Source organism: Nocardia sp. JMUB6875 (assembly GCF_041154655.1).
Lineage (GTDB): Bacteria > Actinomycetota > Actinomycetes > Mycobacteriales > Mycobacteriaceae > Nocardia.
Genome location: NZ_BAAFGR010000004.1, coordinates 64,501 through 84,330, shown reverse-complemented (window position 1 = coordinate 84,330; position 19,830 = coordinate 64,501). Strand labels below are relative to the sequence as shown.

Annotated in this window: 24 protein-coding genes; 12 read left to right on the top strand and 12 right to left on the bottom strand. The window is 68.7% G+C overall.

What is annotated here, in order from left to right:
• Nucleotides 1–61 precede the first annotated feature (61 nt).
• Nucleotides 62–718: a phosphoribosylglycinamide formyltransferase gene (gene purN, locus ACAM49_RS02200; protein ID WP_369633767.1), complete on the top strand. Its 657-nt coding sequence runs from the start codon at nucleotides 62–64 to the stop codon at nucleotides 716–718.
• A complete protein-coding gene (gene purH, locus ACAM49_RS02195) occupies nucleotides 715–2,289 on the top strand; it encodes a bifunctional phosphoribosylaminoimidazolecarboxamide formyltransferase/IMP cyclohydrolase (RefSeq protein ID WP_369633753.1) in 1,575 nt (524 codons plus the stop codon). Before purN ends, purH begins: the two co-directional genes overlap by 4 nt.
• A gap of 72 nt (nucleotides 2,290–2,361) precedes the next feature.
• On the opposite strand, the gene ACAM49_RS02190 is transcribed toward purH, so the two are convergent.
• The gene (locus ACAM49_RS02190) at nucleotides 2,362–2,823 is read right to left on the bottom strand and encodes a hypothetical protein (protein WP_369633752.1); all 462 of its coding nucleotides are present in this window, start codon (nucleotides 2,821–2,823) and stop codon (nucleotides 2,362–2,364) included.
• A 215-nt stretch (nucleotides 2,824–3,038) separates the two neighbouring features.
• Here ACAM49_RS02190 and ACAM49_RS02185 point away from each other — a divergent pair, with 215 nt between their 5' ends.
• Entirely contained in the window at nucleotides 3,039–3,599 is a 561-nt protein-coding gene (locus tag ACAM49_RS02185; RefSeq protein ID WP_369633751.1) for a LysM peptidoglycan-binding domain-containing protein, read from the top strand.
• Between the two features lie 93 nt (nucleotides 3,600–3,692).
• On the opposite strand, the gene rpsR is transcribed toward ACAM49_RS02185, so the two are convergent.
• Genes rpsR through rpmB form a run of 4 tightly spaced genes read right to left on the bottom strand, consistent with a single transcriptional unit; the run spans nucleotide 3,693 to nucleotide 4,707 of the window.
• Nucleotides 3,693–3,947: a 30S ribosomal protein S18 gene (rpsR, locus tag ACAM49_RS02180; protein ID WP_040695439.1), complete on the bottom strand. Its 255-nt coding sequence runs from the start codon at nucleotides 3,945–3,947 to the stop codon at nucleotides 3,693–3,695.
• A 32-nt stretch (nucleotides 3,948–3,979) separates the two neighbouring features.
• Entirely contained in the window at nucleotides 3,980–4,285 is a 306-nt protein-coding gene (gene rpsN / locus ACAM49_RS02175; protein WP_369633750.1) for a 30S ribosomal protein S14, read from the bottom strand.
• 4 nt (nucleotides 4,286–4,289) lie between these two features.
• Nucleotides 4,290–4,460, bottom strand: coding sequence for a 50S ribosomal protein L33 (gene rpmG / locus ACAM49_RS02170; protein WP_040812798.1), 171 nt, complete (start codon nucleotides 4,458–4,460; stop codon nucleotides 4,290–4,292).
• A 10-nt stretch (nucleotides 4,461–4,470) separates the two neighbouring features.
• The gene (gene rpmB / locus ACAM49_RS02165) at nucleotides 4,471–4,707 is read right to left on the bottom strand and encodes a 50S ribosomal protein L28 (RefSeq protein WP_040812952.1); all 237 of its coding nucleotides are present in this window, start codon (nucleotides 4,705–4,707) and stop codon (nucleotides 4,471–4,473) included.
• Nucleotides 4,708–4,820: 113 nt separating this feature from the next.
• Here rpmB and ACAM49_RS02160 point away from each other — a divergent pair, with 113 nt between their 5' ends.
• Genes ACAM49_RS02160 through rpmF form a run of 3 tightly spaced genes read left to right on the top strand, consistent with a single transcriptional unit; the run spans nucleotide 4,821 to nucleotide 6,575 of the window.
• The gene (locus ACAM49_RS02160; protein WP_369633749.1) at nucleotides 4,821–6,110 is read left to right on the top strand and encodes a GTP-binding protein; all 1,290 of its coding nucleotides are present in this window, start codon (nucleotides 4,821–4,823) and stop codon (nucleotides 6,108–6,110) included.
• Nucleotides 6,111–6,114: 4 nt separating this feature from the next.
• Nucleotides 6,115–6,399, top strand: a complete 285-nt coding sequence (locus tag ACAM49_RS02155; protein ID WP_369633748.1) for a type B 50S ribosomal protein L31 — start codon at nucleotides 6,115–6,117, stop codon at nucleotides 6,397–6,399.
• A gap of 2 nt (nucleotides 6,400–6,401) precedes the next feature.
• Nucleotides 6,402–6,575, top strand: a complete 174-nt coding sequence (gene rpmF / locus ACAM49_RS02150) for a 50S ribosomal protein L32 (RefSeq protein ID WP_369633747.1) — start codon at nucleotides 6,402–6,404, stop codon at nucleotides 6,573–6,575.
• A 21-nt stretch (nucleotides 6,576–6,596) separates the two neighbouring features.
• Here rpmF and ACAM49_RS02145 read toward each other — a convergent pair whose 3' ends face one another.
• Both ACAM49_RS02145 and ACAM49_RS02140 read right to left on the bottom strand, forming a co-directional pair.
• Nucleotides 6,597–6,821, bottom strand: coding sequence for a hypothetical protein (locus ACAM49_RS02145; RefSeq protein ID WP_033085769.1), 225 nt, complete (start codon nucleotides 6,819–6,821; stop codon nucleotides 6,597–6,599).
• Between the two features lie 325 nt (nucleotides 6,822–7,146).
• Complete coding sequence (locus ACAM49_RS02140; protein WP_369633746.1) at nucleotides 7,147–8,175, bottom strand: DUF1906 domain-containing protein; 1,029 nt, start codon at nucleotides 8,173–8,175, stop codon at nucleotides 7,147–7,149.
• A gap of 163 nt (nucleotides 8,176–8,338) precedes the next feature.
• Between ACAM49_RS02140 and ACAM49_RS02135 the strand changes: the two genes are divergently transcribed.
• Nucleotides 8,339–9,175 (top strand): VOC family protein, encoded by an 837-nt coding sequence (locus ACAM49_RS02135; protein WP_369633745.1) that lies wholly within the window; start codon nucleotides 8,339–8,341, stop codon nucleotides 9,173–9,175.
• A gap of 23 nt (nucleotides 9,176–9,198) precedes the next feature.
• On the opposite strand, the gene ACAM49_RS02130 is transcribed toward ACAM49_RS02135, so the two are convergent.
• The 5 genes from ACAM49_RS02130 to ACAM49_RS02110 are packed head-to-tail and all read right to left on the bottom strand — an operon-like array spanning nucleotide 9,199 to nucleotide 14,466.
• Entirely contained in the window at nucleotides 9,199–9,945 is a 747-nt protein-coding gene (locus ACAM49_RS02130) for a hypothetical protein (protein ID WP_369633744.1), read from the bottom strand.
• A gap of 13 nt (nucleotides 9,946–9,958) precedes the next feature.
• Nucleotides 9,959–10,654, bottom strand: coding sequence for an ATP/GTP-binding protein (locus ACAM49_RS02125; protein ID WP_369633743.1), 696 nt, complete (start codon nucleotides 10,652–10,654; stop codon nucleotides 9,959–9,961).
• Complete coding sequence (locus tag ACAM49_RS02120) at nucleotides 10,635–11,012, bottom strand: DUF742 domain-containing protein (RefSeq protein WP_369633742.1); 378 nt, start codon at nucleotides 11,010–11,012, stop codon at nucleotides 10,635–10,637. The genes ACAM49_RS02125 and ACAM49_RS02120 overlap by 20 nt, the downstream gene beginning before the upstream one ends.
• Nucleotides 11,013–11,023: 11 nt before the next feature.
• A complete protein-coding gene (locus tag ACAM49_RS02115; protein WP_369633741.1) occupies nucleotides 11,024–11,434 on the bottom strand; it encodes a roadblock/LC7 domain-containing protein in 411 nt (136 codons plus the stop codon).
• On the bottom strand, nucleotides 11,431–14,466 hold the full coding sequence (locus tag ACAM49_RS02110; RefSeq protein WP_369633740.1) for an ATP-binding protein: 3,036 nt from the start codon (nucleotides 14,464–14,466) through the stop codon (nucleotides 11,431–11,433). The genes ACAM49_RS02115 and ACAM49_RS02110 overlap by 4 nt, the downstream gene beginning before the upstream one ends.
• A 331-nt stretch (nucleotides 14,467–14,797) precedes the next feature.
• Between ACAM49_RS02110 and ACAM49_RS02105 the strand changes: the two genes are divergently transcribed.
• From ACAM49_RS02105 to ACAM49_RS02085, 5 genes are all read left to right on the top strand, one after another.
• On the top strand, nucleotides 14,798–15,487 hold the full coding sequence (locus ACAM49_RS02105; RefSeq protein WP_040812943.1) for a response regulator transcription factor: 690 nt from the start codon (nucleotides 14,798–14,800) through the stop codon (nucleotides 15,485–15,487).
• 113 nt (nucleotides 15,488–15,600) lie between these two features.
• On the top strand, nucleotides 15,601–16,986 hold the full coding sequence (locus ACAM49_RS02100; RefSeq protein ID WP_369633766.1) for an ATP-binding protein: 1,386 nt from the start codon (nucleotides 15,601–15,603) through the stop codon (nucleotides 16,984–16,986).
• Nucleotides 16,987–17,490: 504 nt separating this feature from the next.
• Nucleotides 17,491–18,864, top strand: coding sequence for a S1C family serine protease (locus tag ACAM49_RS02095; RefSeq protein WP_369633765.1), 1,374 nt, complete (start codon nucleotides 17,491–17,493; stop codon nucleotides 18,862–18,864).
• Nucleotides 18,865–18,962: 98 nt separating this feature from the next.
• Nucleotides 18,963–19,457, top strand: a complete 495-nt coding sequence (locus tag ACAM49_RS02090) for a molybdenum cofactor biosynthesis protein B (RefSeq protein ID WP_218003406.1) — start codon at nucleotides 18,963–18,965, stop codon at nucleotides 19,455–19,457.
• On the top strand, nucleotides 19,454–19,708 hold the full coding sequence (locus ACAM49_RS02085; RefSeq protein ID WP_369633739.1) for a hypothetical protein: 255 nt from the start codon (nucleotides 19,454–19,456) through the stop codon (nucleotides 19,706–19,708). The genes ACAM49_RS02090 and ACAM49_RS02085 overlap by 4 nt, the downstream gene beginning before the upstream one ends.
• Nucleotides 19,709–19,830: the final 122 nt, after the last annotated feature.

Below are 19,830 nucleotides of genomic sequence, written 5' to 3'. Positions count from 1 at the left end.
CTTTAGGCGGCGGATTCGCCCCCGCCGTCCCTTCCCGCTCCGATACCCAGGGAGTAGTGCGCTGACGTCCACGCCCGCCCAGCTGCTGCCGCCGACCGCGCCCGCGACCATTGTCGTGCTGGCCTCCGGCACCGGATCTCTGCTGCGTTCGCTGCTCGAGGCGACCCGGCGACCCGGCTATCCGGCGCAGGTCGTCGCGGTCGGGGCCGATCGCGACTGCGCCGCCCTCGACCATGCGGAGGCCTTCGACGTCTCCTCGTTCAAGCTCGCGCTGAACGAGTTCGACAGCCGCGCCGAATGGGATGCCGCGCTCACCGAGATCGTCTCCGCCTTCGGGCCGGATCTGGTGGTGTCCGCGGGCTTCATGAAGATCCTGGGCCCGAAGTTCATGGACCGCTTCGGCGGTCGCATCATCAATACCCATCCCGCGCTGCTGCCCGCGTTCCCGGGCGCGCACGGGGTGCGGGACGCGCTCGCCTACGGCGTCCGGGTCACGGGTTCGACCGTGCACCTGGTCGATTCGGGTGTGGACACCGGGCCGATCCTCGCGCAGGAGGCGGTCGCGGTGCTGCCCGACGACGACGAGGACAGCCTGCACGAGCGCATCAAGGTCGTGGAGCGGCGGTTGCTGGCGGAGGTCGTCGCCGCCGTCGCTACCCGAGGCGTTGTCTCCGATGGACGAAAGGCAGTTATTCCAGATGAGCGAGTTCTCCGGTGAGTGAACGCAAGCCGATCAAGCGGGCCCTCGTAAGCGTCTACGACAAGACCGGTCTGATCGACCTGGCCCAGGGCCTGCATCAGGCGGGCGTGGAGCTGGTCTCGACCGGCTCCACCGCCAACAAGATCGCCGACGCCGGCATCCCGGTCACCAAGGTCGAGGACCTGACCGGTTTCCCGGAGACCCTCGACGGCCGCGTCAAGACCCTGCACCCGCGCGTGCACGCCGGCATCCTGGCCGACACCCGCAAGGAGGAGCACGTCGACCAGCTCGTCGAGCTCGGGGTCGAGGCGTTCCAGCTCGTCGTGGTGAACCTGTACCCGTTCACCCAGACCGTGGCCTCGGGCGCGAGCGTCGACGAGTGCGTGGAGCAGATCGACATCGGCGGCCCGTCCATGGTGCGCGCCGCCGCCAAGAACCACCCGTCGGTCGCGGTGGTTGTGAACACCGGTGACTACGCCGATGTGATCGCGGCCGTGCAGCAGGGCGGTTTCACCCTGCCCGAGCGGACCGCCTTGGCCGCCAAGGCCTTCCAGCACACCGCCACCTACGACGTGGCCGTGGCCAGCTGGATGACCAATGTGGCCGTCCCGGCCGCCGCGCCGGAAACCGATGCGGCGGACAAGTTCCCGGCCTGGATCGGCGCGACCTGGAACCGCGAGAACGTGCTGCGCTACGGCGAGAACCCGCACCAGGGCGCGGCGCTCTACGTCAACGAGGCCGGTCCGGCCGGGCTGGCGCAGGCGAAGCAGTTGCACGGCAAGGAGATGTCGTACAACAACTACACCGACGCCGATGCCGCCTGGCGCGCCGCCTACGACTTCGACGAGCCGGCCGTGGCGGTCATCAAGCACGCCAATCCGTGCGGCATCGCGGTCGGCGCGGATATCGCCGAGGCGCACCGCAAGGCGCACGCCACCGACCCGGTCTCCGCGTACGGCGGCGTGATCGCGGCCAACCGCGAGGTCTCCGTCGAGATGGCCGAGCAGGTCGCCGATATCTTCACCGAGGTCATCGTGGCCCCGTCCTACGCCAACGGCGCGGTGGAAGTGCTGCAGCGCAAGAAGAATGTCCGCGTGCTGGTGGCCGAGCCCGCCCAGCGCAAGGGCGCGGAGCTGCGCCCGGTCAGCGGCGGCGTGCTGCTGCAGGACCGCGACATCCTCGACGCCGACGGCGACAGCGCCGCCAACTGGACCCTCGCCGCCGGTGAGGCCGCCGACGAGGCCACCCTGCGTGATCTCGAATTCGCCTGGCGCGCTTGCCGGGCCGTGAAGTCCAACGCCATCCTGCTGGCCGACGAGGGCGCGGCCGTGGGCGTCGGCATGGGCCAGGTCAACCGGGTCGACTCCTGCAAGCTGGCCGTGGAGCGGGCCGGGGACCGGGCCAAGGGTTCGGTGGCCGCCTCCGACGCGTTCTTCCCGTTCTCGGACGGTCCGCAGATCCTGGTCGCGGCGGGCGTGCGCGCCATCGTGCACCCGGGCGGTTCGATCCGTGACAAGGACACCATCGACCTGTGCCGCGAGGCGGGGGTCACGCTGTACCTGACGGGCTCGCGCCACTTCGCGCACTGAGGCGGCGGCACAACGTCATTCACGAAGGGTGCGGATCGCGATCGCGATCCGCACCCTTCGTCGTTTCCATATCTACTTGGCGCTCAGTACTTTTCGATCACCCAGCGGGGACTTCAGCGGAATCTCCAGCGTGCCGAAGACCGCGATCATGGTGCACATCTTGCCGACGGCGGTGGGCAGGGTGCCGGACTTCAGATCCACGGTGACGGTGGACGAGGTCTCGGTGACGGCGGCGTCGACGCCGTAGCACTCCGGGGAGCCGGTCTGGAAGTTCACCGCGATCTTGTCGGGGGCCAGCCGGGTCCAGCTGTCGAAGGAGATGCTGTGCGGGCTGACGATGGTGGGGTCGGCGGTGAAGGCTCGCCCGATTTGTCCGTTGGGCGCCTCGGTGGGCGCACTGGTCGCGCTGGTGCTGGCGGTGCTGGATTTCGCTTGGCCGCCAGTGTCTTTCGAGTCGCCGCACCCCGTCACGGCGAGCCCGATCGATGCGGCCGCGGCGGCAGCGATCAGGCGGCGTCCCCTTGTCCCGGTCATGGCTGACACCCTAACGGCAGGGACCGGTCGGATGGTTCCGCGCGCGCGATCCCTTACTTTGGCGAATTTCTGGCGACGACACGCCGAAATCTTCGCAGACCCGGCGCGTATCCCTGCGCTGACCGGTGCAACGTGAGTAATCTCGATTCAGATGCGCCAATGCACTTCCGTGCCATCGCCTTACCTATGATCACCATCTCCCGAAAGGACACACCGTGGGCGACACATTGAGGGTCGGAGAAGAACTCAAGGCTGGGGAGTCGCTGACGGGTGGTGCCTACACCCTCGCGCTGCAACCCGACGGCAATCTCGTGCTCTCGGAGCCGGACGGCAACGTCGTGTGGTCGACCCTGACCCACGGCCAGGGCGTCGAGCGGCTGGCCCTGCAAGACGACGGCAACCTCGTGCTCTACAAGGGTGACGGCGCCGCCTGGTCCACCGAGACCAATGGCAAGGACGCGGACCGTCTGGTCGTCCAGGCCGACCGCAACGTCGTGCTGTACGGCAAGGACGGCAGCGCGCTGTGGTCTTCCGGCACCAACACCGACAACCCGCTGCCCGCGCCGGAGCCGGTTGCCACCCAGGCCGCCGCGGTCGAGGAGGTTCCCCCGCCGCCGCCCGCCGCGCAGACCTACACCGTCGAGCCGGGTGACACGCTGTGGGCGATCGCCGAGCGCTTCTACGGCGACGGCAACCGCTACCAGGAAATCGCCAACGCCTCCGGCATCGACAACCCGGATTCCATCAACCCGGGTCAGGTCCTGACCATCCCGTAATCGGCACTCCGCCAAGGATTCTGGGACGACAGCAAGAGGCTCCGATGCGAAAGCATCGGAGCCTCTTTCCTTTTCGTCGTTACGGGGTAACCGCTACCGGCTCGTGAACGGGAGCAGTGCCATCTCACGGGCGTTCTTCACCGCCACCGCCACCTGGCGCTGCTGCTGCGGGGTCAGGCCGGTCACGCGGCGCGACCGGATCTTGCCGCGGTCGGAGATGAACGTGCGCAGCAGGTTCACGTCCTTGTAGTCGACGGTCTCGACACCCGCTGCGATCAGGGGGTTCTTCTTCGGCCGACGGGCCTGCTCGGCACGGACCTTCTTCGACGGTGCTCGCTTCACTGCCATGTCAGCGGTTCCTCACACTCGATCGCGGATTCTTACCAGCTCGATTTGTGCACACCGGGCAGCTCTCCTCGATGAGCCATCGCGCGTACGCGTACGCGCGAAAGTCCGAACTTCCGGAGATGACCGCGCGGGCGTCCGTCCGCGGCGTCCCGATTGCGCAATCGTACCGGACTGGCATCGCGCGGCAGCTTGGCCAAGGCGGTCTGCGCGGCCAGGCGATCCTCGTCGCTGCTGGTCGGTTTGCGGATGATCTCCTTGAGTTCCGCTCGCCGTTCCGCGTAGCGGGCCACGATCAGTTTGCGCTGTTCGTTCTTCTCGATCTTCGACTTCTTGGCCATGAGATCAGCGGTCCTCGCGGAAGTCGACGTGCTTGCGGGCGACCGGGTCGTACTTCTTGAGCACCATCCGATCCGGATCATTGCGCCGGTTCTTGCGGGTGACATAGGTGTAGCCGGTCCCGGCCGTGGACTTGAGCTTGATGACAGGCCGGATGTCGGTCGATTTCGAGGCCATCTTCTCCCTTTCAGATCTTCTCGCCGCGTGCCCGCAGGCGAGTGACGACCGCTTCGATGCCGTCGCGGTCGATGGTCTTGATGCCCTTGGCCGAGACGGTCAGCGTGATGCGCCGGTCCTCGCTGGGCAGGTAGTAGGTCTTGCGCTGGATATTGGGGTTCCAACGCCGGTTGGTCCGCTTGTGCGAGTGCGATACGGACTTGCCGAAGCCCGGCTTGCGGCCGGTGACCTGGCAGATGGCCGACATGGGCACTCCCTTCCTGGGTGGTGGACGTTACTGACAATCGTTTTCGACAACGAAGTTATTCCAAGGTACATTGACTCGTCGGTAATTGAAAATCATTGTCGAAAGGGGGACCGGTGCCGTCCCAACGCAAGCCCGTGCTCGTTCTCGCGGGACTCCCCGGCCGCGCCGCCGACGGTGTGGATCGGGTCGCCCGCCTGCTCGGGTCCGAGCCCGGCACGGTGGTGGTCCGCCACGATCTGAGCGAACTGCGCGAGGGCGTGGTGCGCCGCACCGTCCGCCTCGACGGCCGCGAGTCCGTCTCCGTGCTGGAACTCGCGCACGGCTGTGTCTCCTGCACGCTGCGCGCCGACCTGCTGCCGTTCCTGTGCCTGCTGGCCGAGCGGGATTCGGTGCGGCGCATCGTGCTCGCGCTGGATCCGGCCTTCGAGGCGGAAGCGGTGTGCCAGGCCATCGAGGACGTCGTGGTGACCGGCGTCCTGGGGCGCGTCGACGGCCCGGCCGGGCGCAGCGTGCGCGTCGAGACCGTGCTCACCTGTGTCGACAGCCGGGACTGGCTGGCCGACGCCACCGGCGACGAGACCCTCGCCGAGCGCGGTCACGCCACCGCCGAGGACGAGCGGACCGTGGCGCAGCTGGCCGTGGGTCAGGTCGAATTCGCCGATGCCCTGGTGGTTTTCGACGGCGGAGCCGATCTGGTCGAGCGCGAGCGCACCAATGCCGTGCTGGCGCGGCTGACCCCGCGCGCCCCCATCACCTGGGTCGCCGCACCCGAGGTGCTCGACACCGAGGACCTGACCTGGCTGCTGCGCCGGGTCCCCGCCGACGCCCGCCGCGGCGCGGCCTTCGATCCGCACGCCCCGCTGCTGGCCGGCGAACCGCCGCTGGAGCCGGATTGCGGTGTGGCACTGGTGGAATTCGCCACCGACCGCCCCTTCCATCCCGACCGGCTGCACTCGGCCATCGACGTGCTGCTCGACGGCGTGGTGAGCGCGCGGGGCCGGGTCTGGCTGGCCACCCAGCCCGACGAGGTGGTGTGGCTGGAGTCCGCGGGCGGCGGCCTGCGGGTCGGCGGCGCGGGAAAGTGGCTGGCCGCCATGACATCCCGGGAAGTGGACGAGGTCGATCCGGAGCGCCGCACGCTGGCCTCGCTGCGCTGGCACGAGGAGTTCGGGGACCGGCACTCGTCGTTGGTGATCCTGGTCGCCGACGCCGATGCCGACGAGATCCGCCACGCGCTGCACTGGGCGCTGGTCGACGAGGACGAACTGCGGCAGGTGCGCTTCGCGCCGGAACGGGTGGCGCTGTGGGCGGACCCGTTCGGCGATCAGCACGAAGAACCGTGCGACACCACCCGATCCACACCCGTCGCGGGCGACAGCTCGACCCGAAACAACGAAAGGTGAAGTGATGAGAGAGGGAATCCATCCTGATTACCATCCGGTGGTCTTCCAGGATGTGAGCACCGGAAAGTGCTTCCTGACCCGATCCACCGCGGTATCCACCCGGACCATCGAATGGGAGGACGGCAATACCTATCCGCTACTGGTGGTCGACGTGACCTCGGATTCGCATCCGTTCTGGACCGGCAATCAGCGCGTGCTCGATACCGCGGGCCGGGTCGAGAAGTTCGAGCGCCGCTACGGCAAACGCGTTCGCGGCGGCCGCAATTCGACTACCGATAAGGAGAACTGACAATGGCCGTTCCGAAGCGCAGAATGTCGCGGGCCAATACCCACGCCCGGCGTTCGCAATGGAAGGCGACGCCGCCGGATCTGATTCCGGTGAAGGTCGGGGGAGTCGAGTACCGGATTCCGCGTCGGCTCGCGCGGGCGGTGGAGCGCGGCCTGATCGATCCGGGGAAGCTCTGACCGATCAGGCCGCTCGGGTCGCTAACCTTCCTTGGCGGCCAGGTCGACCAGCGTCGCCGCGAGGCGGAAATACTTGTTCTTGCCGAGATCGGCGATGGTCTTGATGCCCAGCGCATCCAGCAGCTTCTCGTCGTGCTTGTCGGTCAGACCGGCGAGTGCGGACGGGGGTGCGGCCAGGATGTCGTCGAGGGACTTCGTTTCGTAGGCCTTGTCGAGAGCTTTGTCGAGTACCACGCTGACGGCCACGGGGGCCTCCTTCATCTGGAACTGAGCAAGAGATCGGACGACGCCGACAATAGCCCCGAAGTTGCTGTCCCACCAGAGATCTGCCCGAGTGTTGCGGACCCGTGAACCCGCTGTCCGATTGTTTCCGGCGTGCGAAAAAGTCTTCCTAAAGTTGTGAACTCGTGGCCTGGCGACGGTATCCTCGTGCCTTGAGGGCGGGTTCTTCTGATCACAGAAGAACCCGCTCATCGCCACTTCAGGGCCAGTTCAGCGGGTGTTTCGACACCGTACGCGGACCCGTCGGCCGACATTCACACTCCGGATAAAATCCGACAAATCGACCAATTCAGTTGCTGGATGGCGTATTCGGCGCGCCCGCAACCGGAGCTTGTCCAGTTTCCACCGTCTGGTCCGAATGGCCGTCGGGTCCGGTGCCCCAGCCGGGTAACGGGACGCCCGGCAGCAACTGTTCGAGCCGGGCCAGCTGATCGGCGAACGCGGTGGCCGGGCCCTCTACGAGCGAGAAGGGGAACGGCCAGTGCCGCCCGCCGCCCAGCCGGTCCACCTCGGCCTTCAGCTCGGCGGTCGTGGCCTCCAGATCGCTGATCTCGGTGCGCAGTTCGTCGATCTTGGCGAGTGCGGCCGCCAGCCCGTCCACCACCGTCCGGTCGTGCCCCTGGGCGTCCTTGCCCAATTGCGGCCAGCCATTGAGGCCGGGCCCGCGCAACTGGGTCTGGATATCGCGCAGCACTTCGTCCTGTTCGGGTGTCAAGTCCGGTTCCTCCGTTTCCACGTCCCACTGGCCGAAATCGGCTCGGTCGGTTTGGTTCACATCGCAGCGCACGCCGTCGACCGTCACCTGCTCGCCGGTCTGATAGATCGAGATACGCGGATCGATATTCCCGCCGGACCAGGCCACCGTCTGCCACGCCCAGGTGGCGGCGCTCGTGTCCAGCGCCCGGCTCACCGGCCAGAACCCGCCGTAGATACCGACATTCGCGCGCCCGATGACGCTGGCCGCCCCGTCCAGGTAATCATTGATGGGCACCTGCTGCTGCGGGGTGGCGTCGAAATCGGCGGAGAAGTAGATGGGCCGATCCGCCCGCCCGCCGCAGCGCAGCACCCGGGCCAGCGCCGCGCGCGCGTCCGTCACGCCCGCGCCGTAGCCGTCGAGCATGCGCGCGGCGGTGGTCTCCCAGTTCGAGACGATCGAAATGCCGTGTGCGCGCAGGTCGTCCGCTTCGGCCGGAGTGAGCAGTTTGCCCGGCAGGGTGGGACCGCCGTCGGACAGATACCGGACGACGAAGTCGTACCCGGCGGCTTTGATGGCACTGGGGGCGGGCCTACCTGCGGCGTAATCCAGCCCGAAACGCATGCCTCTCACTGTAATTCGCGAGGCGGGCCCAATGTGCCGCTCTGACCGTTTTGCCCGCCGGAACGTGACGCGCCGCGAACCATCGCGGTGATCGTTCGAGAGTGGTTGACTGAGAGGCAATTTGTGATGTGCATCACTAGTTTTTCAGAAACGGAGATGACCGATGCCTGTTCGCAACGAAGCCTGGCCCCCGGGCACACCGTGCTGGGTCGACTGCCAGGTCGACGATCCGGTGAAGGCGGGGGAGTTCTATTCCGCGCTGTTCGGCTGGACCATGCAGGGCGGTGGGGAGGACGCCGGGGGCTATCTGATGGGGCTACGGGACGGGCAGGCGGTGGCCGGGATCGGGCCCAAACCCGAGGTGGGGGTGCCGTCGGTGTGGACCACGTATTTCGCGGTGGCCGATGCCGACGCCAGCGCCGAGCGGGTGACCGCGGCGGGCGGCAGCCTGCTGGTGCCCGCCTTCGACGTGATGGAGTTCGGCCGCATGTTCGTGGCCGCCGACGCCTCGGGCGCGCCCTTCGCGGTGTGGGAGGCGCGGGCGCACGACGGCGCGGCGGTGTACAACGAGCACGGCTCCTATGTCTGGAACGACCTGCACACCGGCGATTTCGAGGCCGCGAAGAGTTTCTACGGCGACGTCTTCGGCTTCACCTTCACCGAATTCGGCGACGAGGCCATGCGATACGCCACCTTCACCCCGCCCGGCGGGTCAGACGCGGTGGGCGGCATCAATGACGACAGCGTCAACGGCGTGGCCGCCGAGGTGCCCTACTGGCTGACCTGGTTCCAGTTCGAGGGCATCGACTCCGGCATCGCGCACGCGGTGGAACTCGGTGCGACCGTGCTCATGTCGGCCACCGACGGGCCGTTCGGCCGGATGGCCATCATGGCCGCGCCGCAGGGTGAACTGTTCGGCCTGCTCGATCCGACCACCACGGTGCCCGATCCGGATACCGCGGTGCTCGAGCCGGATACCACGGTGGCGCAGACCGACTGAACAGGCCGACAGCGATAAATCGTCTACCGCACCGCCGCCATGGGCGCCCGCGCCTCGCGGCGGTCCGGCGCGACCAGGATGGCGGTGATCGGAACCGCCAGCGACAGCGTGCCGATGATGAAGAACGGCACGAAGAAGTTGAACAGCACATTGCCCTGCGGCGTGGACTTGGACGGGTCCACGTGCACCTGCAGCCCGGTCAGCCCGGCGTAGTGCATGCCGGTCACCAGGATCGCGTAGACCACCGCGCCCAGCAGCACCAGCGGCACCGAGGACACCCAGAGGCTGAACCACAGGGTCAGCGCCGAGAGCACGAAGGCGATCACGTACACCGCGACCGTGGCCACCAGGCTGGTGTCCACGCTGCCCTGAATGCGAATCGCCTTCAGCAGCAACAGGTGCACGTCGCCGATGCCGAAGGCCATCACGGCCGCCGCGACCAGCAGCCGCCACCAGACCAGCCGCTTGCCGTTGATGAGCATGGCGATGAACACCGTCGCCGCGGCCAGCACCGAGAACAGCGTGATCGAGGCGTTGTCGTAGCGCAGCTGGGTGCCCTTGATGTCGAAACCCAGCATGGACACGAAGATCGGCATGGCGACCCCGACGCCGCCGATGGAGACCGCGGCCACGAACTGCCACACCAGCCGGAAGCGCTGGGTCACCGACTTGGTGGACTGGCGAATGCAGGCCAGCCCGCAAGCGGCCCCCGCGAAGGACACGATCAGTGCCAGCGCGATGACCCAGTAGCCCATCGAGAAATAGATCATCCGGTGATTCCCCCTAACCGCGAGCGGCGTTTTCGCGTTGTGCCGCCATCAGCCTTTCGATCGCGTACTCGGTGACGGCGGCGAGCGAGCGGCGCACCTCCGCCGGGTCCCGGGCGTCGATGTCCACGATCGGCACGCCGTCGCGCACGCTGAGCGCCTCGCGCAGTTCGGTGACCGGGAAGCGGGGCGCGTCCGGGAAGCGGTTGACCGCGATCAGGAACGGCAGCGATTTGGCCTCGAAGAAGTCGACGGCCGCGAAGCTGTCCTCGATGCGGCGGGTGTCGACCAGCACCACCGCGCCGATGGCGCCCTTGATCAGGTCGTCCCACATGAACCAGAACCGCCGCTGCCCGGGCGTGCCGAACAGGTACAGCACCAGGTTGCCGGGCAGGATGATGCGCCCGAAATCCATGGCCACCGTGGTGGTTTCCTTGCCGGGCGTGGCGGCGAGGTCGTCGACCCCGTCCGAGTAGCCGGTCACCATGGCCTCGGTGCGCAGCGGCACGATCTCCGAGACCGCGCCGACGAAAGTGGTCTTGCCCGCGCCGAATCCGCCCGCTACGACGATCTTGGTCGAGGCGGTGCGGGCCTCCTCGCCCGGTCGCGGGGGGTACTGCAGGGCCGGGTTGGGGAACTGCCCGGTCGTGTACGCGGGGGCCCCGTGCGGGCCACCGGGGTACCCTGCGCCGTCAAAGGGCGCGGAGTCCATGCAGGGTCCTCTCCATCAGGGAACGACGCTCGTCGAAGGTGGCCTGATCGCTCAAAGTCGAATGCACGCGCAGGGTTCCGGCGACGACGAGATCGCCGATCACCACCCGCACCATGCCCAGTGGCCGTCCCAGGTGCGCGGCGATCTCCGCGACCGAGAGCCGGGCGGTGCCCAGGCGCAGGATCTCGGTGCGCACGTCACCCGCGGGCCAATCGAAATGAGCGGTGTAGGACAGGGTTTCGACGACCGCCTCGAGCGGCAGGTCGACCGCCGGCTCGGTGCGGCCGGAGGTCAGTGCGTAGGGACGAACACGTGTGGTCGGTGGCCGATTGCCGCCACCGCCAAGGGGATTGGTCATGGGCGGCTCATCTACGAGGCCGTGCGGGCGGTGGCCGAGACCACGGACCCGACCCGGTCGACCAGCAGCGCCATCTCGTAGCCGATGCGGCCGATATCGTGCTGCTTGTTGGCCAGCACCGCCAGGTGCGAGCCATTGCCGACGCTCATGACCAGCAGGTATCCGCGCTGCATCTCCACGATGGACTGCATCACCTTGCCGCCCTCGAAAAGCTGTGCGGCACCGGTGGACAGGCTGGCCAGACCGGCGGTCACGGCGGCCAGCTGCTCACCGCGATCGGACGGCAGATGCGGGCTGGTGGCCTGCAGCAGGCCGTCCGCGGAGACCAGGACGGCGTGTGAGACGCCCGGAACCTCGCGGGTGAAGCGGGTGACCAACCAGTTCAGATTCTCGTCCGTGGTGGTGCTCTGGGTGTCGCTCATGCATGCCCTCCGTCGTTGTACTGGGAGTCGGCCCGCCCGGAACGGACGCCGCTGAGATGCCTGCTGAGGCTGTTGCGGATCTCTTCCGGATTGCGGCCTTCGCCGTCGTCCTCCTGGACGACGGCACCGGGCACCAGCTGGGCTCCGGGCCGCCGAATCGGCAGCCCGCCCTGGGTCCGGCTACTACTGGTGGGGTTGGCCGCCTCCTCGGCCGCGGCCCAGCCGGCGTCCGAGTTCGACGACCATGCCGCGCCGTTCTGCTCCCCGGCGGCGGGTTCGACCAGCCACTCGGAGACCATGCGCTGATAGATCGGGGTCGGGGCCCCGCCGACCGGACGCAGCCCGGTCGACGGCGCGGCCGGCCGCTGCGCGGCGGGTGCGGCGTCATTGCCGCGAATCTCGTTCTGGGCGTCGTCTTCCGGGGCTTCCGCCTCGGGTGCCGCGGCGACGACCTCGGCCGGGTTGCCGACGACGTAACCGTTCTCGGTCGGACGGGCCACGGGGTGCTCGCCGGTGCCGAAAGCGCTGTAGCCGTTGCCGAACGAGGTGCCGGCGCTCTCCGCCTCGGCGCTGAAGCCGTAGCCGGAGTTGTTGCCGCTGGCGGTGATCGGCGCGACCGGCTCGGGAATGTCCTCGGCCGGATCGGTGCCGCGCACCTCGCCCCAGAAGTCCATGGGCGCGGGGGCCGCCTCGGATTCCGGCTCCGGGCGCAGGATCTCCGGCTCCGGGCGCAGTGCCGTCACGCCGTAGGCGCGGGCCTCGTCGGGTTCGGTGAACGCGTCGGTGAAGCCGTCGGAGAAGCGGTCCTGCGACGCCTGCTCGCCCCGGACCGGCAGCTGACCGCGCACCGGAAGCTCGCCGCCGAAGACGGGCACCGCCGGCTGCTCACCGGTATCGCCGCCCGGCTTGCGCTGCGGCAGGCCGGAACTGGTGGTGAAGCGTCCGGTCGTGGTGGCCGGAACCGGTTCGGGCAGATTCGGCACCGGCGTCAGCCGCGGCGGCGTGATCACCGGCTGGGGCGCGGAGATCGGCCCCATGGGCACGCCGATCGGCCCGGAGGCCAACGGATTCGGAGCGGTCACCAGCGGATTCGGTCCGGTGGCCAGGGAATTCGCCCCGGGCGGCACCGGTAGCGCCGTCGGCACCGCGTACTGCCCGGTCGGATCCCCGCCGCGCTCCGGCGCGGGCGAGACCAGGCTGCCCGGCAGGTGCACGCTGGCGGTGATGCCCGGCTGCTGCACCATGGCCGAGGTGCGGCGCAGGCTCACGGTGATGTTGTGCCGCTTGGCCAGGCGGCCGACCACGAAAAGACCCATGCGGCGGGCGGTCTCGACATTGACCTCGCCACCGGAGGCCAGGCGGTCGTTGATGCCCTGCAGGTCCTCGGCGTTCATGCCGAGACCGCGGTCGGTGATCTCGATGAGGTAGCCGCCGTCCACCGCGCGCGCCACCGACACCGCCACCGGGGTGGTGGGCGGGGAGTAGCGCAGCGCGTTGTCGATCAGCTCGGCCAGCAGGTGCTCGATGTCGACGGCCGGTTCACCGGCGACGATGCCGTCGGGCACGGTGCCGATCTCGACGCGCTGGTAGTCCTCCACCTGGGAGACCGAGGACCACAGCATGTCCGACAGCGGCACCGGCGCGAGATGGCCGCGGCGCAGCGCGGTTCCGGCCAGCACCAGCAGGTTGTCGCCGTTGCGGCGCATGCGGGTGGCCAGGTGGTCGAGGCGGAACAGTGACTGCAGGCGCTCGGAGTCGTCCTCGTCGCGCTCGAGTTCCTCGATCAGGCCCAGCTGCTGCTCCACGAGGGATTGGCTGCGGCGGGAAAGGGTCTCGAACATGTTGCCGATCTGCAGGCGCAGTCGCGCCTGCTCGGCGGCCAGGTGCAGCGCCTGGGAGTGGATGTCGTCGACGGCGCGGGCCAGCTGGCCGATCTCCTCGGTGGTGTGCACGTCGACCGGCGTGATCTCCGGGGTCGCGCCGCCGGCGCGCACCACCTCGAGCTCCTGGGGCAGGTCGATGTGGGCCACCTGCAACGCATCTCGCCGCAGGCGGCGGACCGGGACGACCAGCGAGCGGGCCACGATCAGGGCCAGCGCCAGACCGGCCAGCAGCATCCCGATCACGATCGAGGTATCGCGCAGCACGTTGTTGCGGGCCTCGGTGGTGAGCTGGGCGAGCTTGTCGCCCATGGAGTTCGCGACCTGCTGGACTTCCTTGGCATAGGCGTCGGCGCTGGCGCGCAGCGAATCCTGCATGGCCGGCAGGCTGCCCGCGTCGGGCACGTTCTGCATCAGGATGCCGACGCGCGCGCCCGCACTGTCCTTGAGCACGTTGGCGTTCTCCGCCGCGTCCGGCACCAGGCCGCGGTACACCTCGATCATGGTGATCTCGGCGCCGATGGCGGTGAGCAGCTTGGTGCGCAGCGCCGGGTTGTTGCCCGCGCCCGGCACCGCGAGCATGACGCGCTCCTGGGTCAGCAGCCGCGAGGCGGTGAGCGCCGCGCCGTACTGCAGGAAGGACTGCTGCACCCGGAGGTCACCCACGGTGGGCGCGTTGGTGAGGGCCGTCTGGGTCCGGGTCTGGACCTCGTCGGCCTGATCGCCGATGGTCTGCGGGGAGCTGGTGCGCAGCGTGTTGCGCATGGTCTTGGCCACCGCGACGGCGGTGCCGAGCTCCTTGGTCACGCCGGGATCGGCGTTGGAGGCCTTGATGACGGTGTCCATGGCGGCCGTCGCCTGATCGAACTTGGCCGTGGCCGCGTCCAGCGCCGGGTCGACATCCTGGTTGCCGCCGGAGATGGCCGCGACCGCGAGTTCATTGGTGGAGGTGATGAATCCGACCGTGGCGTGCATGACGTCCATCTGGTCGGTCGCCGCGCTCAATTTCGAAATGGTCTGCAATTCGCTGTTGATGCGCAGTACCGCGAACGTCGCGGCGAGGAGCACCGGGAGCACCAGCACGATCCCGACCTTGCGGGTTACGGGCCAGTTGGACAGGCTGAATTGCCAGGACCGGGGTGCTGCTTCCATCCCGCTTCCGTCGCCTCCGCTTTCACGATTGACCCCCGGGTACGTATGCGGTTGTACGGCTTTGGGGTCGAACCCGCGCGGAACCAACTAGAGGTCTTCTTTTACGGCCTGCAACATACCGCGTGAGCTGAGTAACGGCAATTCGGGCGACTCAGAGGTTTAGTTTCCGAATGAGGGCTTGCCCCAACGCATTTCGCGCGGATTTGGGTGACACCGCAACCACTCCGCATCGGTCCTCCGGGAAACGCGCAGGTCAGCTTCCTCACTTGCCCGGCGTGTCGGAGGGGACCTTCTCAGTCACCTCTCAGTCGCTGTGGGCAGACTGATTGTCATGCGCATTCTGGTAGTCGACGACGACCGCGCGGTTCGTGAATCGCTGCGTCGCTCGCTGACCTTCAACGGGTACACCGTCGACCTCGCCGTCGACGGTCTGGACGCTTTGGAGAAGACCGCCAGTCAGCGACCCGACGCCCTCGTCCTGGACGTCATGATGCCCCGGCTCGACGGCCTCGAGGTGTGCCGCCGCCTGCGCAGCACCGGCGACGATCTGCCGATTCTGGTACTCACCGCACGCGATTCGGTCTCCGAGCGAGTGGCCGGGCTCGACGCCGGCGCCGACGACTACCTACCCAAGCCCTTCGCGCTCGAGGAACTGCTGGCCCGGCTGCGCGCCCTGCTGCGCCGCACCGCCGCCGATCCGGTCGACGCCGCCTCGGAGGCCATGACCTTCGCCGACCTGTCGCTGGACCCGGTCACCCGCGAGGTGCTGCGCGGCGAGCGCCCGATCAGCCTCACCCGCACCGAGTTCTCGCTGCTGGAAATGCTGATGGCCAATCCGCGCCGGGTGCTCACCCGCAGCCGCATCCTGGAAGAGGTGTGGGGCTACGACTTTCCGACCTCCGGCAACGCGCTCGAGGTGTACATCGGCTACCTGCGCCGCAAGACCGAGGCCGATGGTGAGGCGCGACTCATCCACACCGTGCGCGGCGTCGGCTACGTGCTGCGCGAAACCCCGCCGTAGGAGCCGAGCTCGTGGGTAGAACCGTTCCCCGGCGCCCGGTGGTGGCCGGGCTCGGCACGCGGACCGTCGCCGGTCCCGGGCCGCGGACCGAGGCGTCCGAACTGCGGCCGCCGATGCCGCTGACCCGATCGGTGTCGCTGCGCTGGCGGGTGACGCTGCTGGCCGCCTCCGTCGTCGCGGTGGCCGTGGCCTTCACCTCCATCGCCGCCTACGCCATGGTGGCGCGCTCGCTGTACGCCGACGTGGATTCGCAACTGCGGGCGCGGGCCTCGGTGATGATCGACAACAACCTCGACAGCCTCGGCTTCCAGTCGCTGGTGTTCGCCGGGCTGTACTCCAGCGATGTCGGTGTGGCCCTGGTCTTCCCGGACCAGTCACAGTACGTGCCGCCGCAGACCACCATCCCGCCGATCGGCCCGCAGGAGCGCGAGGTGGCCAGCGGCAAGCTCGGCTTCTCGCTGCGCACCGTCGACGATCAGCGGGTGCTGGCCCGGCGCACCCACTCCGGCTCCACCCTGGTGGTCTCGCAGCGGCTGCAGCCCACCAAGGAGGTGCTCGACCGGCTGGCCTGGCTGCTGTTCGTGGTCGGCGGCTGCGGGGTCATCGTGGCGGCCGCGGCCGGAACCACGGTGGGGCGCACCGGCTTGCGGCCCATCGCCCGGCTCACCGCGGCCACCGAGCGGATCGCCCGCACCGACGACCTGACCCCCATCCCGGTCACCGGCGACGACGAACTCGCCCGGCTCACCGAGAGTTTCAACACCATGCTGCGCGCCCTGGGCGAATCCCGGGAGCGGCAGCGGCGACTGGTGGCCGACGCCGGACACGAGCTGAAGACGCCACTGACCTCTTTGCGCACCAATATGGAATTGCTCATCGCCTCCTCGCGCCCGGGTGCGCCCCGCATTCCGGACGAGGACATGGCCGAGCTGCGCTCCGACGTGATGGCCCAGATCGAGGAGTTGTCCACGCTGGTGGGCGATCTGGTCGACCTGGCCCGCGAGGACGCGCCCGAGACCGTCTACGAGCAGATCGACCTCGGCGATGTGGCCGAACGGGCGCTGGAGCGAGTCCGGCGGCGGCGCACCGGAATCGAATTCGACGCCAAGCTGCGCCCCTGGTTCATCTACGGCGACGAACCGGGCCTGGAACGCGCGCTGCTCAATGTGCTCGACAACGCGGCCAAATGGAGTCCGGAGGGCGCGAAGGTATTCGTCACCATGCGTGAGAGCGGGCGCGGGCTGCTGGAATTCGCGGTCGACGACGCCGGGCCCGGCATTCCGCCCGCCGAACGCGAGTTGGTGTTCGAGCGGTTCTACCGGACCACCGCCTCGCGCTCCATGCCCGGTTCCGGGCTCGGACTGGCGATCGTGAAGCAGGTCGTGACCAAACACGGCGGCACCATCAACATCGATACTTCCGACCGCGGCGGCGCTTTGATCCGTATCGTGCTGCCTGGAGAAGGCGCTCCACCGCAATCCGTGGTGGCGGACAACTGAAAGCTCGGCGAAAAGCAAGCACGGTCTCAGTCCACTCTCAGTCGTTCCCGCCAGGCTTGGCGACGAGACTCGAGGAGAAAACGAGAAATGACCGAGGATTCGAACCAGCGGGGCACCGAGCCCGAGCGCAACGCCGCCGAGGCCGCCCAGCCGAACCCGCCCGCGACGCCGGGCGCCGAACCCGCCGCGCCCGAAACCCCAGAGACCACCGCCTCGGGCCTCCCCAAGCGCGACCCCAGCGGCACGGCCGCTCCCGAGGCCCCCGCGGCCGCGGACAAGCCCTTCGACGGCTTCGATGCCGCGGCCCCGCGCCCGCATCCCGCCGCGCCCGCCGGTTTCGGTGCGGCACAGTCGTTTTCCGGCGGCGCCGCACAGGCCCAGGGCCCCGGCGCCCCGCAGTCGCAGGGTTATGGCGTTGCGGGACAACCGGGTTCGGGTCCGGTCGGACCGCAGGGGCAGCCGCCCGCGCCGGGACCGTACGGCGCTGATCCGGCCACCCAGGTCATTCCGGGGGCGCAGCACCCCGGCGCTCCTGCCTACGGTGCGGCTTTCGGTGGGGGGCAGGCCTATTCGGAGCAGTTCGGCGGCAAGCATCCGACCCAGGAGATTCCGGTCGGCGCCGCCCAGCCGCCCTACGGGCAGGCGTACGCGGCGTCGGGGGCCGGGTACGCGACCGGTCAGCATCCGGCCTACGCGACGGGACAGCATCCGACACAGGTGATTCCGGGCCAGCCGGGACAGCCGGGCGTGCCCTACGGCCCGCCGCCGCAGAAGCGGTCCGGCAAGGCCGGTCTGGTCGCGGGTGCGGTGGCGCTGGCATTGCTGAGCGGCGGTATCGGCGGCGGCGTGGTGGCCCTGGCCAACCACAACGACTCCCATACCACCGTCACCAACGCGCTGGAGCAGCCGGTCGGCAAGGGCAAGGCCGAGCCCGCCCCCGCCGGATCGGTGCAGGCGGTGGCGCAGAAGGTGCTGCCGAGCGTGGTCATGATCCAGGTGGCCGGGACCCGCGCCGAGGGCGAGGGCTCCGGCGTGATCCTGTCCTCGGACGGCTTGATCCTCACCAACAATCACGTGGTCAGCGGAGCGGGACAGAACGCCAAGCTGACCGTGGCCTTCAGTGACGGCTCGACCTCCCCGGCGACGGTGGTGGGCGCGGATCCGATCTCGGACATCGCGGTCATCCGGGTCACCGGCAAGACCGATCTCAAGCCCATCGAGCTGGGTCAGTCCGCGAATCTGGCGGTCGGCCAGGGCGTGGTGGCGGTCGGTTCGCCGCTCGGCCTGGCGGGCACCGTGACCAGCGGCATCGTGTCCTCGCTCAACCGTCCGGTCTCGACCAGCGGCGAGCCGGGCTCGCAGGGCACGGTCATCGACGCCATTCAGACCGACGCCGCCATCAACCCGGGCAACTCCGGCGGCGCGCTGGTCGATATGGACGGCAAGCTGATCGGCATCAATACCGCCATCGCCACCATGGGCACCGCCGAGTCGGCGGGTGCGCAGAGCGGCTCCATCGGCCTGGGCTTCGCCATCCCGGTGGATACCGCGCGCCGGGTGGCCGACGAGCTGATCAAGAACGGCAAGGCCACCTACGCCCAGATCGGCATTACCGTGAAGGCGCAGGACGACGTGAACGGCGCGCGCGTCATGGACGTGTCGCCGGACGGCCCGGCCGCCAAGGCGGGCATCCCGAAGAACGCCATCATCACGAAAATCGATGACCAGGTGGTGGATTCGGGTAATTCACTGATCGCCGCGGTGCGCTCGCACCGGCCCGGCGACAAGGTCAAGGTGACCTACACCGATGACCAGGGCAAGAACCCGAAGACCGTCGAGGTGACCCTCGGCGAGGCAGCAGTGGAGGGCGGCCGATGATGATTCACCAGAAGGACCGGGAAGCGACACCGACGATCCGTGTCACCGCGGACGGGGGATGGGAGCTGTTGTCGGACAAGGACGCTACGGTGAGCACCATGGAAATCGATGCCGCTGTGGCGGGCCGTGCTCTTGTCGTGGTCGTCGACGACCGAACCGCCCATGGCGGCGTGGACTCGCTGGGTCCGCTGGTCACCGAACTACTCACCGAGGCCGGGTTCCTGGTGGACGCCTCGGTGTCGGTGCAGGCCGATGAGGTGGAGATCCGCAATGCGCTCAATACCGCGGTGATCGGCGGTGTCGACCTGGTCATCTCGGTCGGCGGCACCGGCATGTCCCCGCGCGATGTGACGCCGGAGGCCACCGAGGAGGTGCTGGACCGGGTGCTGCCCGGCATCAGCGAGGCGCTGCGCTCCTCCGGGCTGGCCTCGGGTTCGCTGGACGCCGGGCTCTCGCGCGGGCTGGCCGGCGTCTCGGGCAGCACGCTGGTGGTGAACCTGCCGGGTTCGCGCGCCGCCATCCGGGACGGCATGGCCACCCTGGGCCCGCTGGCCAGCCGCGTCATCGATGAGCTGTCCGGCCTGTCGGAATGACCGACGCCGAAAACCCACCCGAATCGAAGGACTCCGCCGAGCCGGAGCCGAAGGATTCCCCCGAGTCACCCCGTCCGGCCGAGCGCCGGGCGGGGTCTCGTCGTTTGACGCCCGCCGAGCGGGCCCGCCTAGCGCGCATCTTCGGTGACGAGCTGCCGTCCACGACCAAGGACGAGCGCACTCCCGAGCCCGAATCCGGTCGTGGCACCGATGAGTGGCTGCGTTCCCAGGTCCCGCCACATCACGGTTGAATCACGCTCGCATTGCGGGTGCTGAATATTTGCCATGGCTCTCACGTGGGGGATTTCCGTGTCCTTAATGAATTTGTTGCCATCTGGTAGCTGTTGTGGCTAAGGTCTCTCTCGGGTCAACA